The sequence below is a fragment of the Methylophilus sp. 5 genome, assembly GCF_000515275.1.
In the GTDB taxonomy this organism is placed as follows: Bacteria; Pseudomonadota; Gammaproteobacteria; order Burkholderiales; family Methylophilaceae; genus Methylophilus.
The window spans coordinates 221,084-237,230 of sequence record NZ_KI911560.1; the positions used below are offsets into that span (position 1 = coordinate 221,084).

Sequence of the window (16,147 nt, forward strand, 5' to 3'; positions counted from 1 at the left end):
TAAGGATTTATAATTTAGCATTATTTAAATGTCAAGACTAATTTTGTATCTTTTAACAAAAGCTAAAAAATCCAATTAAAATTTGTATAAATGCTGCATGAGAGCCCGTCTTTTCTACGATTTGAATCTGTCACTAGCCACGTATACTCAAGTAAAAAGGTGAGTTGTATCAGTAGATTAACCACCCTATTTCATTGTTTGGACGACGCGTTTAAAGACATCTATGGCAACACTGGAAAGTTCAAGAAAACTGGGCGGCATGGCGCGCATGCTGGTGCAATCTTCGCTGATGAGCGAAGAGGACGCTGCTGCATTGCAAGAAAAGTCTCACGCGCAAAAAGTCAGCTTTCTAGCTGCAACACTGACTCAAAAAAAGATTTCTGCCAAAGACATTGCGCAAACGGCTTCAAATGCGTTTGGCTTTCCATTTTTTGACCTGGATGCACTCGATCAAGACTCGCTGCCGGACAAAACCATAGACATCAAACTGATGCAATCGCATCGCGTGTTACTACTGCAACAAAAGAGCAACGTCGCTTATATTGCCATCTCTGACCCGACCAACTTGCACTCACTGGACACCATCCAGTTTCAGATGGGAGCGACCCTGTTTCCACTGGTGGTAGAAGATGACAAACTAGGCAAGTGGATTGATAGAATCGTTGAATCCAAAGACACCAGTATGTCTAGCCTCAATGCGGGCAGCGATGACTTTGACCTGGGTCTGGAAGAGGCTGACGAAGCACAAGAAGCAGAAGTCGTGCAAGAAGTCGACGATGCGCCGGTGGTCAAGTTTTTGCAAAAAATATTGCTGGATGCGATCAATATGGGCGCCTCTGACTTGCATTTTGAACCCTACGAAAAATTTTACCGCATTCGCTTCAGGATAGATGGTGTGTTAAGAGACATGTCACAACCGCCATTAGCCATTAAAGAAAAACTGGCTTCGCGCATTAAGGTAATTTCCAATCTGGATATCGCCGAAAAAAGAATTCCGCAAGACGGCCGCATGAAACTGATTATCACCAAAACGCGTTCGATCGACTTTCGCGTCAGCACGTTGCCACTGATTCATGGCGAAAAGATCGTAATGCGGATTTTAGACCCGACCAGCGCCACACTCGGCATTGAAGCCTTGGGCTATGAGGCCGAACAAGAAGCATCGCTGCTCAAAGCCATCCACCGGCCGTATGGCCTGGTCTTGGTGACGGGGCCAACCGGCTCGGGAAAAACCGTCTCACTGTATACCTGCCTCAACCTGCTTAATGACCCCGGTGTAAATATTTCTACCGCCGAAGACCCGGCAGAAATCCCGCTGGCGGGCATTAATCAGGTCAATGTGAATGACAAACAAGGCCTCACATTTGCCGCAGCGCTCAAATCCTTTTTACGCCAGGATCCTGACATCATCATGATTGGTGAGATTCGCGACCTGGAAACGGCAGACATGGCGATCAAGGCGGCTTCTACCGGCCATATGGTGCTGTCTACCCTGCACACCAACGATGCGCCGACAACGCTATCACGCTTGCTCAACATGGGCGTCGCACCGTTTAACATTGCCTCGGCTGTGACATTAATTACGGCACAACGGCTGGCCAGGCGCTTGTGCAAACATTGCAAAGTGCCTTTAAACGTCCCTCAGGAAGCCTTATTAAAAGTAGGTTTTACCCAAAGCATGCTGGCGGGTGACTGGCAATTGTATGGCGCAAAAGAAGGCGGCTGTGAACACTGCAATAATGGGTATAAAGGCCGCGTCGGCATTTATCAGGTGATGCCGATTACTGAAGCCATGGCGCAAATCATCATGGCGAATGGCAATGCGCTGGATATTGCGGCACAAGCAAAAAAAGAAGGCGTGAAAGACTTGCGGGAATCTGGCCTGCTCAAGGTGAAACAAGGCTTAACCTCGATTGAGGAAGTCGAAGCTGTCACCAATGAGTAATGTCTGTGACTCAATAACCCTATTTTAAGAAAATACTATGGCGACTGGCAATATCAAACAATCCGTGTATCAATGGGAAGGCAAAGACCGCAAAGGCAAGCTGGTTAAAGGCGAGATGCGCGCCAATGGCGAAGCAGTGGTCAATGCAACCTTGCGCCGCCAGGGCATTACGATCATCAAGGTTAAAAAGCAAAGTTCGCTGGCAATCAAAGGCAAAGTCACTGACAAAGACGTCACTTTGTTTACGCGCCAGCTCGCAACCATGATGAAAGCAGGCGTGCCATTGCTGCAAGCCTTTGATATTGTCGGCAAGGGCCACCATAATCCGGCCGTGTCCAAGCTGCTGTCTGATATTAAATTGGATGTCGAAACCGGCAGTAGCCTGAGTGCGGCCTTTCGCAAATTTCCGCTGCATTTTGATCAGCTCTTTTGTAATCTGGTGGGTGCAGGTGAACAGGCAGGTATTCTGGATAGCCTGCTGGAGCGGCTGGCCACTTATAAAGAAAAGATTCTTGCCATTAAAAGCAAGATCAAATCCGCACTGGTTTATCCAGTCTCTATTATTGTCGTGGCGTTTGTCATTACGGCCGTGATTATGATTTTTGTGGTGCCTGCCTTTAAGGACTTGTTTAGCAGCTTTGGTGCCGACCTGCCTGGGCCAACCGTGGTCGTCATTAACCTGTCCAACTTTTTTGTCGCCTGGTGGTGGGCCATTTTTGGCACGATAGGCTTTGGTTTCTGGTTCTTTTTCTATACCTGGAAACGCTCCGAGAAAATGCAAGCGACAATGGACCGCTTAATGCTACGCCTGCCGATTTTTGGCGAGCTGATTCGCAAAGCGACCATCGCCCGCTTTGCGCGCACACTGTCTACCATGTTTGCCGCCGGGGTGCCCTTGGTAGAAGCATTAGACTCAGTCGCTGGCGCCTCTGGCAACAAAGTTTATTTTGATGCCACCAAGAAAATTCAAAGCGAAGTCAGCACCGGCACCAGCCTGACGGTAGCCATGCAAAATGCCAATGTGTTCCCTAATATGGTGATCCAGATGACGGCAATTGGCGAAGAGTCTGGCTCTTTAGACGGCATGCTGACCAAAGTCGCAGATTTTTACGAAGGCGAGGTAGACGACGCGGTGGCTGCTATTTCAAGCCTGATGGAGCCAGTGATTATGGTGGTACTCGGCGTGCTCATTGGCGGTCTGGTGGTCGCCATGTACATGCCTATTTTCAAAATGGGCAAGGTGGTCAGCGGCGGCGGCTAACCGCAACAACTGAACACTACTAGCAAACAAAAAGGCCGGTATCCCCGGCCTTTTTTGCATCGTCAAATATACACAGAAATTACTTCTTGGCAGCTTGCAATGACTTTTCAATTTCGTCGTAAGGCTGTGCACCTAGCATACGCTTACCATTTTCAAAAAATAGGGTCGGCGTGCTGTTAACCCCTACTTTGTGTGCAAGCTCACCGACTTTTTCCAGCGGCACTTCACATTTGGCTGTGCTAGAAGGTAATTTGTTATTAAAAATCCAGTCCTGCCAGGCTTTCACCCGATTGGTGGCACACCAGATGCTGCGGGACTTATTGGCTGCATCCGGGTGTAACTGCTCAATCGGGTATAAAAAGGTGTAAATAGTCACATCGTTAATATTAGTGAGTTCTTTTTGCTCCAGGCGTTTGCAAAACGGGCAATCTACATCAGAAAACACCACCAGCTTACGGCTGCCATTGCCCTTGACTACTTTAATCGCCTGATCCAGCGGCAGGCTGTTAAAGTCGATTTTGCTCAACTCGTCCATGCGCTCGCCAGTAATGTCTTTTTTGGTTTTGGGGTCAACCAGGCGGCCTTCGGCAATCAGAAAGCTGAATTTGTCATCGGTGTAAATAATCTGCCCGCCCATAAACACTTCATACAAGCCTGGGTATGGCGTTTTGGTCACACTGTCGACCTTAAATTTTGGATAAGCCGCTTCAACAATTTTCTTCAGGCTGGCTTCGTCTGCAATACTGTTAAAAGACCACAATGTGGCCAAGGCAATCAAGCCCCCAACCACACACTGGCCAATAGATTTTTTCATGACATACTCTTTCTCAAACATGCGCCACCTGCATTAACTTCAATCAGCCTTGCGTCGCTGCGCGAATTAAAAAACGTTTAAGCATAGCACTGTTTTCTACCCCACGTAAGCCTAACAGGGCTGCGTGCGTCCATAGGGCTTGTGGGCGTGCGAACAAGCTATCCAGGCCACGGGTCAGTGCATGCATCTTCAAAATATCTGGCTGCCGGGTACGCATCACATGCCGTAAAAAATGCGCGTCTCCCAGCGGCCTGATGGCAGGTAATTGTGCAACGTGCGCACACAGCGCCTGCACATCCTGAAAGCCTAAGTTAACCCCTTGTCCAGCCATTGGATGCACCTGATGGGCGGCATCGCCCAACAGCATCACTTGCGGCAAGGCCACGGTTTCTGCGGTGTTCTGTAGCAACGGAAACGCCAGCACCGGGCCACTCGGTGTTAACTGGCCAAGTACGTGACCACTTTGCTCTGCCACTTCAGCCGCCAGTGCCTCGGCAGATAATGCCTGTTTTTGCACGGCAACAGCGTGTGGTAGTGCCCACACCAGCGACACCTGCTGTTGCGGCATCGGCAACAATGCCAGTGTTTCATGTTTGCCAAACCACTGTCTGGCAACATTGCCGTGCGGCAACGCGGCTTTAAAGTTAGTGACTAACGCCGTTTGGGCAAAATCAACCTGCTGTACACCAACACCACATTGCGACCGCACCCACGAGCGTGCGCCATCTGCGCCTAACAACAACGCCGCCTCAATATCATGCTGCGGCAAGGATAACCGCGCAGTGTGACCGCCATGTTGCAGTGACTGCGCCGGTGCGTCGGTGATCACCGTCACCTCAGACTCAGCCAGTACTTGCCAGCAAGCATGCATCAAGGCCTGGCTTTCAACAATCACCCCCATGTCAGTCAGATGCGCCTCTTCTGCCTGCAAGCACAAACTAGGTGTCGCATGCCTATGCGTAGGCGACCATAAGTGCATAGCCGCAATGGGATTGACGCGGCTGGCAGGCAGCCGAGACCATACCCCTAAGCTACGCAACCAGGCAACGCTTTGATTAGTCAGCGCATAAATGCGGGCATCCCAATGCGTCAGATCCGCTATCCAGTCATTCGCCAGCGATTGCGCTGGTTTGGCATCGGTTAAGACCACCTGATTACCCAGACGCGATAAAGCAATCGCGGCGGTCAGGCCGACCAGGCCTGCCCCGACAATCACCACATCGGTTTTAATCAGAGAATTTTCAGCGGCCATAACTCATTTTATTGACCAAAAAACGGCGTGCCATTGGCAGCATGCTGAGCGCACCCAACCCTGCGCCTCGTAACAACCCCACACCCACCAGCTCATTAGAAAACACATTGACCAGAAAGTCAGTGAACTGCAAGCCACGCCCGGTATCTTGCTGGCGTGAATGATGATACTCAGCCAGCCGGTGCGCAGCACCCCATTCACTGGCCTGCGTGGCGGCCACATTGCTTGCCAGCGCAACCGCGTCACGGATACCGACATTAAAGCCCTGCCCGGCCACCGGGTGCATGGTTTGTGCTGCATTGCCAATCACCACGCAATGTGCCGCAAACGTCTGGCCTAGCTTGCTCAATTTGAGCGGAAACTTGAAGCGTTTGCCCACCTGTAAAAATTTACCTACGCGATCACCAAATGCCGCATGCAACGCTTGCAGAAAAGCCGCATCATCGAGGGCGGCAATCTCGTCAATATACTGCTGCTCACCGGTCCAGACCAATGAAAATTGCGAGCCGTTTGGCAGCAATGCCATCGGCCCACGCGGCGTAAAACGCTCGTAGGCAATATTGCGATGTGGTTGCTCGGTTTGCACCAGACCAACCAGCGCATCATGCCCATAATGTTTGGTCTCACGCACCAGCCCAGGAATCGCCTCCAGGCTACGGCCACCATCAGCGATCACCGCCAGGGGCGTCGTTAACTGTTGCAAAACACCATCCGTATCAGCCGCAGACTGATACTCAATCTCGGTTGCACGGGCATGCACGTTCAAGCCTGTGACAGGTACCTGGTATTGAACCTCTATGCCGACCGGAGACTGCGCTATACGTGCGTCCAGCGCCTGCATCAAAGCGCCATACGACACCACATAGCCCAATGCGGGCAGGTCATGTTCTTGCGCTTTGAGCACGGTGCGGCCAAAGCCTTTTTGTTGAGACACATGGATCGTTTCAATCGCGGTGACGGCGGTTTCCAGCAAAGACCACACGCCCAGATGCTCAAGCACCTGGCGCGTGCCATAAGACAGTGCCAGCGCGCGGCCATCGCCGTACATAGCGCCTGCTGACTGTGCCTCAAGCACTGTCACCGGCACAGCGGACTGTTGCAGCGATAACGCCAGCACCAAGCCCACCGGGCCGCCGCCTATCACTACCGGATGATTGATGGTCTGCATCACACTTGCTGCCTTTGGCTCAATCTCATTTAGACTCAATATGGTTAAACAATGACTTTTTAAAAAACGCCTGCCGCCATTAATGCTTGCGCATCATGGCTTCAATCTCGGCCACCGTTTTCACCGCCGCTGCGGTCATCACGTCATGCCCATCGGCAGTCACCAGCACATCATCTTCAATACGGATACCGATATTCCAGAAATGTTCAGGCACATTGTCTGCCGGGCGGACATAACAGCCAGGTTCGACTGTCAGCACGTTGCCGGGTTGCAGCATGACCCAATCACCGTTAGGCGTTTTATACTCACCAGCATCATGCACATCCAGCCCCAGCCAGTGGCCAGTGCGGTGCATGTAAAACTGGCGATAACTCCCTGTTTCGAGCACAGCCTCACGGCTGCCGTGACATAACCCATACTGAATAAAACCGTCTACCAGCACCTCTAATGCGGCCTCATGCGGCGCGTTCCAGTGATGTTGCGGACTGACTTTTTCAATGGCAGCAGCCTGTGCCGCCAACACCAGTTCATACAAATCTTTTTGCGGGCCACTAAAGCGACCGCTCACCGGAAAAGTGCGCGTGATGTCAGAAGCATAACCATCGAGCTCGCAACCGGCATCAATCAACAACAAATCACCGACCTTCAACTCTGCATTATTGGCGTTGTAATGCAAGGTGCAGGCATTAGCACCCCCGGCCACAATGCTGGTATACGCCGGGGCCTGCGCGCCCTGACTATAAAACGCATGTAAAAATTCGGCCTCTATTTCGTACTCCCACTTGCCAGGCATGGCCACTTGCATGGCACGATTGTGTGCACTGGCAGCAATATTGGCCGAGCGGCGCATCACCTCAACCTCATAGGGGGATTTAAGCAGACGCATGCCATCCAGCGCTTGACGCACATCAACCAGTTTGCCCGGTGCCTGCACGCCTGTGCGTGCTTGCGCCTTCACTGCATTTAACCAGCCACTGACTTTGGCGTCCCAACCGGCATCACTGCCGAGGCTAAAAAATAATTCTGGCTGATTGGCCATTAACCTGGGCAATTGCTCGTCTAATTGCGTGATGGAATACGCTTCATCAAACCCAAATTCGGTTTTGGCCGCCTCAGGCCCATAGCGAAAACCATCCCAGATTTCGCGATCAATATCTTTATCACGGCAAAACAGGATGGTTTTGGGCGACGTCCCGGCAATCAGCACCAACACGGCTTCAGGTTCTTTAAACCCGGTCAGGTAATAAAAATAGCTGTCAAAACGATAAGGGTAATGACTGTCGCGATTGCGCGTCACTTCGGGCGCGGTAGGAATCACCGCGATACCCGCTTGCATGCTGGCTATGAGTTGCTGGCGACGACGGGAAAATTCTTGCATGGGAACACTCAAAGCACATTCTGGATAGTTGGGAATTGTAGCGTATTTGGTCAGCAATTGCTGGAATGGTTCAACCGCCAAACCGCTGTCAGAAGCCCATCATTTCATACAGCTCAGACTGCCTGACATTTTTTTCGGCATGTTGAATAGTGCCATCACTCTGCCACTGCTGTAGCTGGCGCGCCAGAATGGGCTGCACCTGTGCGGCGCGCATGCCCGGCTTGATGGCAGGCAAATACAGCATTTTGAGCAATAAAGCATCTAGCCCCGTCAATAAAGACTCTGGCGTTTTGTCATTAAACACCGATGGGTACACTTTGTCTGAATCATTCGGCAAGCCCATGGCCTGCGTGATTTCCTCCACGATGCAAGACACCAGCGAGCGATGCTCCTGCGCATGATCGACCGGAATCACCACCCAGGCACGCTTGATGGCCTGCTGTGCATCCAGGGTTACTCCAAACATACAGATGGCATCGGCAGGTGGTTTGAGTGTTAAGCGACCGCTGACCAGCGCGATGTCATTGCGCCAAAGTTGCAGATGTGAAAACACCACAATAAAATTCGCCTCTTCACGAGACCTGGCGAAAAGAATCGGATGCCCGGTAATTTTGGATAAATGCTGCAAATGATATCTGGTCAGCTCTGTGTGTTGATCTGTCTGATCAGCATGGTGCTCCAGCCACACTTTAACCGGCTGCTGCCATTTGCGTACGGTTTGCTCGCCTGCGACATATTCACTATGCAGTGCCACCTCGACAAATGCCTGTTGCAAATACTCAGGTGATTGCCAGGCCTCTTCTGCCATGGCAGAACCGCATAACAACAACAAAACTGCGCACCACAACCCAACCTTAATCATGCTGCTTCACAGCCTCTGCACGCAGTGGTGTCAACAAGGGGGACAAACCATTATGGTCAATTTCACGCATCAGGTGTAGCAAGCGGCCCAGCTCGCCCGGCGGAAACCCTTCGCGTGCAAACCAGTGCAGATAATTGCCAGGCAAGTCGGCGATCAGCCTGCCCTGATATTTACCATAGGGCATTTTGAGGGTAACCAATTGCATCAAATCTTCTTTTTTCATGGCGATGATGATTGTGAACGAAGCATTATTTTAAGCAAAATCCGCTGTTTTTAAGGTTTATTTCGCGCCAGCCCTTAAAAAATGTCGCCGCCTGCCGTTATTCCCCTTGAGTATGCTTAGAAAACTCAACAACAAGAAGATGCGTTGTATTGAACTCAACATCGCGAAAGACCATGATGCAATACGAAATCACTAAAGAAAAAAGTGCAGAATATCTGCGACAAGCCATCCACCACATGTCGATGCAGGATGCGGCTTTTCACCCGGTCAGCTATGCCGTCTGGTATGAATACTCATCGGGCGAACATGCGCGCCTGATTGATGAAGTGAATGATTTGATTGAGAAAGAAAAAAAACTCAACGAAAAAAGCACGGCACACCTGTTTAACAAACACATTGCCAGCACAGATGTCGATAGCGCCAAAGTATTGGTTGAGCGCTTTAGCCAGGTAGTGACAAACATCACCTCGTCCACCGAAAAAGCCGGGCAGCAAACTTCGCAGTTTAGAAAATCACTCGATGCCTGGTCAGACGAAATTCAACAGCTAGAGCCGCAACTAGGCGCCCAATTAGGGGCGTTGTTAGCTGACACACAGCACATGCAAACCTCTATGCATGGCTTGCAGCATCAGCTGGAGTCAAGCCTGGAAGAAATTGCTGACCTCAAAAGCGAGATCATGAAAGCCAAGCAGGAGGCCATTTCAGACGGCCTGACCGGGCTTATGAACCGCAAAGGCTTCGATACGGCCTTGCACCAATGCCTGGATACACAAGCGAGTGAAGAAACTTGCCTGATGATTGCCGACATCGACTTTTTCAAAAAAGTGAATGACAGCTATGGCCATTTATTTGGTGACAAAGTGATTCAGGCCGTGGCCAGGATTTTAAAAACCGTGTCGGGCAACCTGTACACCGCAGCCCGTTATGGCGGTGAGGAGTTCGTGTTATTACTGCCGCATACCAGCGTAGAACTTGCCAAAGAAATTGCAGAAAATATTCGACGTCAGGTGGCTGCCATCACGATTAAAAATAATGTCACGCAGCGGCTGATTTCTAACATTACCATTTCAATGGGCGTCACCGCGTATCACCCTGGCGAGTCGGCTGACAGTTTTATCACGCGGGCTGACCAGGCGCTATATACTTCAAAAGCACAAGGCCGTAATCAGGTCACTATGGTGAGTGAAGAGCTGGTCGCTGCCTGACGGCCTATGTGCGCCATGCTAGATGGCGCACGCCACGTTATAACAAGTCCCTTTTTTGCTCAGGAATGTCTTCGTATGGATAGCGGGAATGCCCAAAGCGCATCACCAATACAGAAATAGCCAGTATTAAAATAGCCGCGGACACAGCAAGCATATGTGTCTCGGTCATTTCTTTCATATCCAGCAATAAATAACGCGCCAGCGCGACCATGGCAATATAAATCGGATAGCGCATGGGCAGTTTGCCGGTGCCAAAATAGCTGTTGATCATGGAAAAGACTTCCAGATACAAAAACAGCTGCAACAAATCGCCCAGGCCAACCATGCCGGCCTCCCACATGCGCGCCAGCTCATGTGACAGCGAAAAGAACGTCGCAATGGTCACCAGGCCTAACCCCAAGCGTTCTATCCACATTAATGCCTGATGCGCTATTTTATCGGTGCGATGCTCATATGGTGGCTTCATGATTCCCCCTGATTAATTCTTTGTACGTAGCCAATGATCAAGCTGCTCTAAACGTTCGGGCGTGCCAATATCATGCCACATTCCGCGGTGATGTTGTCCTGACACCTGCTGTTGTTGCATGGCTGCTCTCAACAAGGGTGCCAATTTGGCGGCTTGGCCGCGCTGCACACTGGCAAACAAGGCAGGATCATAAACCCCCACCCCGGAAAATGTCAGCTTATCAGTGGCCACATCAAGCACAACACCGTGCTCCAGGCCAAAATCACCCGCCGCATGCTGCGCTGGATTATCCACCATCACCAGATGCGCCAGCTTGCCAGCTGGCAGTGCCAGGGTTGCGCAGTCAATATCGGTAAACACATCCCCGTTGACCACCACAAACGGCTGCTCGCCCAATAAAGGCAAGGCGTTCGCAATACCGCCAGCCGTTTCCAGCGCCGTGCTTTCTGCGCTGTAGCGAATCTGCACCTGCCATTGCCGACCATCACCGAGCGCGGCTTCAATCTGCTGGCCCAGGTGCGCATGATTAATGACCAACTCAGAGATGCCGGCCTTGGCCAGGCGCTCGATATGCCACACAATTAAAGGCTTGCCACCTACGGGCAATAAAGGCTTGGGCGTATGATCGGTGAGTGGCCGCATGCGCTCGCCCCGTCCCGCCGCCAGAATCATGGCACGCATGGCTTACGCGGCCTTTTCCAGAGTCAGCAGTAATCTGAGGAAAGGCCGCAACTCGACATAACGCTCACAAGCGGCCTGCAAATATTGCATGACCAGCGGCATATCTTTGAGATAGCCTTCTTTGCCATCGCGATGATACAAGCGGGCAAAAATACCCAGCACCTTGATATGGCGTTGTACGCCCATCCATTCAAAGTCTTTATAAAACTCGCCAAAGTCAGCCGTGACAGGCAACCCGGCTTTTTTAGCCGATTGCCAGTAACGCACGACCCAGTCCATTAAGTCCTCTTCATCCCAGCGAATATAAGCATCTTTAAACAAGGACACCAGATCGTATGTGATAGCGCCAATCACCGCATCCTGAAAGTCCAGCACGCCGGGATTATTATCAGCGGTGACCATCAAATTGCGTGAGTGATAGTCTCTATGCACCGTCACTTGTGGCTGCTGCAAAATATTATTGATTAGCAAGGCAAAAGTGTTATCGATCACAGCCTGCTGCTCAGCTGACAATGTTTTACCTAAATGCTTGCTCACATACCACTCAGGAAATAATTGCAGCTCCCGCATCAGCAAGGCGGTATCGTACGGCGGCAATGCGGCTGGCTGTGTCGCCAATTGCATTTTAATGAGGGCCTGACAGGCATCGCCATACAAGGCCTTGGCATTGTCACGATTGAGTTGTGACAAATAAGTATCATTCCCCAGGTCACGCAGCAGCAGAAAGCCTTGCTCTACATCCTGCGCCACGATGGCTGGCACATTGAGCCCAGCCGCCAGCAATTGCTCGGCCACGCGCACAAACGGGCGACAGTCTTCCTGTGGCGGTGGTGCATCCATGGCGATTAAGGTCTGTGTTGGCAAGTGCACACGAAAATAACGCCTGAAGCTAGCATCTGCCGAGGCTGTGGTGAGTGTAAACGGCCGATCAAGCACCTGCTGCAGCCAAAGGTGTAGTTGTTGTGTTCTATCCACAAATGTTCCCAAATAATGAATCAGCCCATACTGGCGGGCATTACTGTTAAAATGCGCTGTCATTTTAAGTGAAAAATGACTTTTTAAGCGTTTTCATGAATAATATAGCCCAATTGAAATGGGACATCTGGCCGTAGGGTCCGGGATGCGTGCATACAACCATCGGCCACTCGCAGGCCTTACCGAAACGATCACTCTTTGAATAATTTGCAAGCTCACTCATCCACCTTTCAGGACCGCGGCATCCGGCTGATTTTGGCGCTCATCGCCATCAGCACGCTATCGCCTGCACCTGCACGCGCGGATGAGCAGACTGCGTCAGAAACCATTGTCGTCGCAGAAAACACGACCTTACCCGGTGCCATTGAAATTGAAGGCGATACGCTGCAACTGCGCATGGACAGGCAGATGCGCGCTATAGGCAACGCCGTGATTCGCAAAGAAGGCCAACAAGTCACCGGCGATGATATTCGCTATGACATCCAGAATGATGAGCTGCAAGTAGATGGCAATGCGGTAATCACCGCCGGGCAAACGACAATTACAGGCCCGATGCTGCGCATGCGCATGAGCGAAAACATTGGTGAAATGCGCGATGTCACCATTGAGTTTAAAAGCAGTCCGCCGCCGCCCAGCAATCAGGATAGCAGTGCCTTACTCAGTGATGAAGCCATCTTGCTGAGTGACCCCAAAAGGTACCTGGAAGATAACCAGTCTTATAGCACGCAAGGCAATAGTACTTCGTTTGAAAATATCCGCGCGACAGCCAAGCAAGTACTGTTTGAAGGCCAAAACATCAAACGCCTGAAAAACGCCAGTTACACTTCATGTGCTGCCGATGTTGACGACTGGTATATCAAAACCAACAATCTGGAACTCAATGATTACACGCGCACGGGCGAAGCGACTAATGCCTTTGTTGAGTTTAAAGGCGTGCCGATTCTTTACACGCCGTGGATGAGCTTTTCTTATAATAACCAGCGAAAAAGTGGCCTGCTGGCTCCGTTATGGGGGACGACCTCCAGAAGCGGCTTTGAGTTGCTCACACCGTACTATATTAATATCCGGCCAGATATGGACGCCACGATTGCCACCCGTTTCTTGAGCAAGCGCGGTACGCAACTGCAAGGCGAGTTCCGTTACCTGGGTGAGGATTACTCAGGCATTAACAACTTTGAATATCTGGATAAAGACAGTCTGACCAATGAAACCCGGTTTTATGCCAAATTATCGCACCTGCAGCGTTTTAGTGATCACTGGTCCGGTGGCTACAACCTGGAAAAAGTGTCAGATGATAAGTACTTCTCGGAAATGGCGACCAGGATTCAGGTCACCTCACGCGTCAACTTGCAACAAACGGCTTTTGTTGACTATCAAGATGATAACTGGACATTCAATGGCTCCGTGCAACGTTATCAAAACCTGGATAACAAATCGTTTGTATACCAGCGCCTGCCTCAACTGACTGTCAATTACGACAATAGCTGGAATGGCATAACAACGCAAACCGCGGCGCAATATGTCTATTTTGACAGCATGCAAGAAATGGGCACGGTGCCTACAGGCTCCAGGTTAAACTTTTACCCATCATTGTCCTACCCGATGAAAAGCTCATATGGTTTTGTGACGCCTAAATTTGGGGTAAACACCACGCAATACAGCTTGGCTAATAATGTACCTGCCGGTTATTCAGAAGAGTATAACCAGTTGAGTCGCACACTACCTATTTTCAGCCTGGACTCTGGCCTTTACTTTGATCGTGAGTCTAGCTTGTTTGGTACAAACTATACGCACACGCTAGAGCCAAGAGCGTATTACGTTTACATTCCGTATCGGGATCAAAGTAAGATCCCGATTTTTGACACTGCGCTCGCGACCTTGAATCAGGACTCAATTTTCACCGAAAACCAGTTTATTGGCGGTGACCGGGTAAATAATGCTAACCAGACAACGCTGGCAATCACCAGCCGCCTGATTGATGCTGAAACCGGCATTGAACGACTCAGCGCAACATTAGGGCAACGCTTTTATTTCGAAGATCAGAAGGTTTCACTACCCGACACCTCGGCCAGCACACGAAAATCATCTGACATTCTGGCTGGCTTTACGGCACGTCTCTCCAGCCGTCTGAATCTGGATACGTTCTGGCAATATGACCCTGACCGAGGCAATATGGAGCGCAATAACTACTTGCTGCGCTATAACCCCGAACCAGGCAAGTCATTTAGCTTTGGTTATCGTTATACCGCCAACACGCTTGAGCAAATCGACACCTCTGCCCAATGGCCGCTGGGTGCAGGTTGGTATGGCATCAGCCGGCTAAACTACTCCATCCGCGATGGCAACATCGTACAATTCCTGGGTGGCCTGGAGTACGATGCCGGTTGCTGGCAAGCGCGTGCCGTCATGCAGCGCGTACAAACAGCAACCGCCGACGCGAACTATGCCATGTTTTTCCAACTCGAACTCGGTGGCTTGACGTCTATTGGCGCCAATCCTTTAAATGTGATCAAGCGCAATATTCCAAGTTATATGCGCACTTACGACATCCCGGCAATTTACAGAGACCAGAACTCGCAATGATGAAACGTTTACCCAACCTACTCTTATCCATGGTTGTTTTTGCGCTAGGCGCAGCGCAATCCACCGCATTACTAGCTGCTGATAAACGACCCATAGAAAAAATGGATCGTATTATTGCAGTGGTCGACCAATCTGTGATTACAGAACGCGAGATGCTTAACCGGATGGAGTCTGTTAAAGCACAAATGATTAAAAAAGGCGTAGAAGTTCCGCCGGATGACGTGCTGCAAAAGCAGATTTTAGAGCGGCTCATTGTTGACAGTTTGCAACTGCAACTGGCGGCACAAACTGGCATTAAAGTCGAAGATGCGCAACTGGACAAAACCATAGAGCGGATTGCTGAACAAAACAACCTGACCTTGCCTGCCTTTAAAAAAGCGCTAGAAGAGGACGGGACACAGTTTTACAAATTTCGTGAAGACATCCGCAATGACATTATTATGGCCCGCCTGCGCGAGCGTGATGTAGATAACAAGGTCAATATTTCTGAAGCAGAAATTGACAACTATTTGACTACACAAGAAAAAGAAGGCGATCTGGATGAGTTTAATATCTCGCAAATCCTGATTCGCCTGCCGGAAGACAGCTCACCCGAAGACATTCAAAAAGCCAGAGCCCGCACCGAACAAATCACCAAAGCATTGTCTTCAGGCATGAGCTTTGAAAAGGCTTCAGCTAACTTTTCAGATGCGCCGAATGCGCTCGATGGCGGCAGTTTAGGTTGGCGCAATGGCCAGCAAATGCCGGCCCAGTTTCTCGAGCTGGTTAAACCATTACAAGCGGGCGGTGTTTCACGCCCTATCCGCAGCGGCACCGGTGTCCACATCCTCAAACTGAATGAAAGACGCGCGGGCGCAAGCACTTTAATTGTTGAGCAAACCCATGTACGCCACATTTTGTTAAAGCCAAATGAAGTGTTGTCCGACAAGGAGGCCAAACAAAAAATCGAAGGCATTAAAGAGCGTATCGACCATGGCACGCCTTTTCAGGACATGGCACGCCAATACTCTGATGATGGTAGTGCCTCTAACGGTGGCGACCTGGGCTGGATCAGCCCGGGTGACACAGTGCCTGTGTTCGAAAAAACCATGGCCGAACTGGCCGTCAATGAAGTCAGTGCACCTATCCGCAGCCAGTTTGGTTGGCATGTGATTCAAGTGCTGGAGCGCCGCAAGCAGGATATGTCCAAAGAATCCAAGCGACTCAAAGCGCGTCAGGAAATCCGTGCGCGCAAAGCCGAAGAATCTTATAACGACTGGATACACGAACTGCGCGACAAAGCCTTTGTCGAGATGCGCCTTGAAGACAAGTTCTAAACAACGGTTGTTGCACAC

The 16,147-nt window shown here is 50.6% G+C and carries 14 protein-coding genes; 5 read left to right on the top strand and 9 right to left on the bottom strand.

All coding sequences use genetic code 11. The features are described 5' to 3' along the window. Positions 1–223: 223 nt before the first annotated feature. Both pilB and METH5_RS0100995 read left to right on the top strand, forming a co-directional pair. Positions 224–1,945 (top strand): type IV-A pilus assembly ATPase PilB, encoded by a 1,722-nt coding sequence (gene pilB / locus METH5_RS0100990; RefSeq protein ID WP_029146736.1) that lies wholly within the window; start codon positions 224–226, stop codon positions 1,943–1,945. 37 nt (positions 1,946–1,982) lie between these two features. After that, positions 1,983–3,206, top strand: coding sequence for a type II secretion system F family protein (locus METH5_RS0100995; RefSeq protein WP_029146737.1), 1,224 nt, complete (start codon positions 1,983–1,985; stop codon positions 3,204–3,206). Between the two features lie 79 nt (positions 3,207–3,285). Here METH5_RS0100995 and METH5_RS0101000 read toward each other — a convergent pair whose 3' ends face one another. From METH5_RS0101000 to METH5_RS0101025, 6 genes are all read right to left on the bottom strand, one after another. Beyond that, a complete protein-coding gene (locus METH5_RS0101000) occupies positions 3,286–4,020 on the bottom strand; it encodes a DsbC family protein (RefSeq protein ID WP_198290667.1) in 735 nt (244 codons plus the stop codon). Positions 4,021–4,063: 43 nt separating this feature from the next. Further along, entirely contained in the window at positions 4,064–5,272 is a 1,209-nt protein-coding gene (locus METH5_RS0101005) for an FAD-dependent monooxygenase (protein ID WP_029146739.1), read from the bottom strand. Next, complete coding sequence (locus METH5_RS0101010; protein ID WP_029146740.1) at positions 5,262–6,440, bottom strand: FAD-dependent monooxygenase; 1,179 nt, start codon at positions 6,438–6,440, stop codon at positions 5,262–5,264. The genes METH5_RS0101005 and METH5_RS0101010 overlap by 11 nt, the downstream gene beginning before the upstream one ends. A gap of 79 nt (positions 6,441–6,519) precedes the next feature. Continuing rightward, positions 6,520–7,818: an aminopeptidase P N-terminal domain-containing protein gene (locus METH5_RS0101015; protein ID WP_029146741.1), complete on the bottom strand. Its 1,299-nt coding sequence runs from the start codon at positions 7,816–7,818 to the stop codon at positions 6,520–6,522. An 88-nt stretch (positions 7,819–7,906) separates the two neighbouring features. Further along, positions 7,907–8,680, bottom strand: coding sequence for a DUF2927 domain-containing protein (locus METH5_RS0101020; RefSeq protein WP_029146742.1), 774 nt, complete (start codon positions 8,678–8,680; stop codon positions 7,907–7,909). Further along, positions 8,673–8,903 carry a DUF3820 family protein gene (locus METH5_RS0101025; RefSeq protein ID WP_029146743.1) on the bottom strand — a complete coding sequence of 77 codons (231 nt, stop codon included), beginning with the start codon at positions 8,901–8,903 and terminating at the stop codon, positions 8,673–8,675. Before METH5_RS0101025 ends, METH5_RS0101020 begins: the two co-directional genes overlap by 8 nt. Positions 8,904–9,076: 173 nt before the next feature. Between METH5_RS0101025 and METH5_RS0101030 the strand changes: the two genes are divergently transcribed. Further along, positions 9,077–10,108: a GGDEF domain-containing protein gene (locus METH5_RS0101030; RefSeq protein ID WP_029146744.1), complete on the top strand. Its 1,032-nt coding sequence runs from the start codon at positions 9,077–9,079 to the stop codon at positions 10,106–10,108. Between the two features lie 37 nt (positions 10,109–10,145). On the opposite strand, the gene METH5_RS0101035 is transcribed toward METH5_RS0101030, so the two are convergent. The 3 genes from METH5_RS0101035 to METH5_RS0101045 are packed head-to-tail and all read right to left on the bottom strand — an operon-like array spanning position 10,146 to position 12,230. Next, a complete protein-coding gene (locus METH5_RS0101035; RefSeq protein ID WP_029146745.1) occupies positions 10,146–10,574 on the bottom strand; it encodes a phosphate-starvation-inducible protein PsiE in 429 nt (142 codons plus the stop codon). A gap of 12 nt (positions 10,575–10,586) precedes the next feature. Beyond that, entirely contained in the window at positions 10,587–11,255 is a 669-nt protein-coding gene (gene murU, locus METH5_RS0101040) for an N-acetylmuramate alpha-1-phosphate uridylyltransferase MurU (RefSeq protein ID WP_029146746.1), read from the bottom strand. A gap of 3 nt (positions 11,256–11,258) precedes the next feature. Then, on the bottom strand, positions 11,259–12,230 hold the full coding sequence (locus METH5_RS0101045) for an aminoglycoside phosphotransferase family protein (RefSeq protein WP_029146747.1): 972 nt from the start codon (positions 12,228–12,230) through the stop codon (positions 11,259–11,261). A gap of 198 nt (positions 12,231–12,428) precedes the next feature. Here METH5_RS0101045 and METH5_RS0101050 point away from each other — a divergent pair, with 198 nt between their 5' ends. Continuing rightward, complete coding sequence (locus METH5_RS0101050) at positions 12,429–14,813, top strand: LPS-assembly protein LptD (RefSeq protein ID WP_029146748.1); 2,385 nt, start codon at positions 12,429–12,431, stop codon at positions 14,811–14,813. Continuing rightward, positions 14,810–16,129: a peptidylprolyl isomerase gene (locus METH5_RS0101055; RefSeq protein WP_198290668.1), complete on the top strand. Its 1,320-nt coding sequence runs from the start codon at positions 14,810–14,812 to the stop codon at positions 16,127–16,129. Before METH5_RS0101050 ends, METH5_RS0101055 begins: the two co-directional genes overlap by 4 nt. The last annotated feature ends 18 nt before the right edge of the window (positions 16,130–16,147 follow it).

Bases quoted from the DNA above. Each gene is read 5' to 3' on its own strand.
- pilB (WP_029146736.1), top strand. From the start codon at position 224: ATGGCAACACTGGAAAGTTCAAGAAAACTGGGCGGCATGGCGCGCATG.
- METH5_RS0100995 (WP_029146737.1), top strand. From the start codon at position 1,983: ATGGCGACTGGCAATATCAAACAATCCGTGTATCAATGGGAAGGCAAA.
- METH5_RS0101000 (WP_198290667.1), bottom strand. From the start codon at position 4,020: ATGAAAAAATCTATTGGCCAGTGTGTGGTTGGGGGCTTGATTGCCTTG.
- METH5_RS0101005 (WP_029146739.1), bottom strand. From the start codon at position 5,272: ATGGCCGCTGAAAATTCTCTGATTAAAACCGATGTGGTGATTGTCGGG.
- METH5_RS0101010 (WP_029146740.1), bottom strand. From the start codon at position 6,440: ATGCAGACCATCAATCATCCGGTAGTGATAGGCGGCGGCCCGGTGGGC.
- METH5_RS0101015 (WP_029146741.1), bottom strand. From the start codon at position 7,818: ATGCAAGAATTTTCCCGTCGTCGCCAGCAACTCATAGCCAGCATGCAA.
- METH5_RS0101020 (WP_029146742.1), bottom strand. From the start codon at position 8,680: ATGATTAAGGTTGGGTTGTGGTGCGCAGTTTTGTTGTTGTTATGCGGT.
- METH5_RS0101025 (WP_029146743.1), bottom strand. From the start codon at position 8,903: ATGAAAAAAGAAGATTTGATGCAATTGGTTACCCTCAAAATGCCCTAT.
- METH5_RS0101030 (WP_029146744.1), top strand. From the start codon at position 9,077: ATGATGCAATACGAAATCACTAAAGAAAAAAGTGCAGAATATCTGCGA.
- METH5_RS0101035 (WP_029146745.1), bottom strand. From the start codon at position 10,574: ATGAAGCCACCATATGAGCATCGCACCGATAAAATAGCGCATCAGGCA.
- murU (WP_029146746.1), bottom strand. From the start codon at position 11,255: ATGCGTGCCATGATTCTGGCGGCGGGACGGGGCGAGCGCATGCGGCCA.
- METH5_RS0101055 (WP_198290668.1), top strand. From the start codon at position 14,810: ATGATGAAACGTTTACCCAACCTACTCTTATCCATGGTTGTTTTTGCG.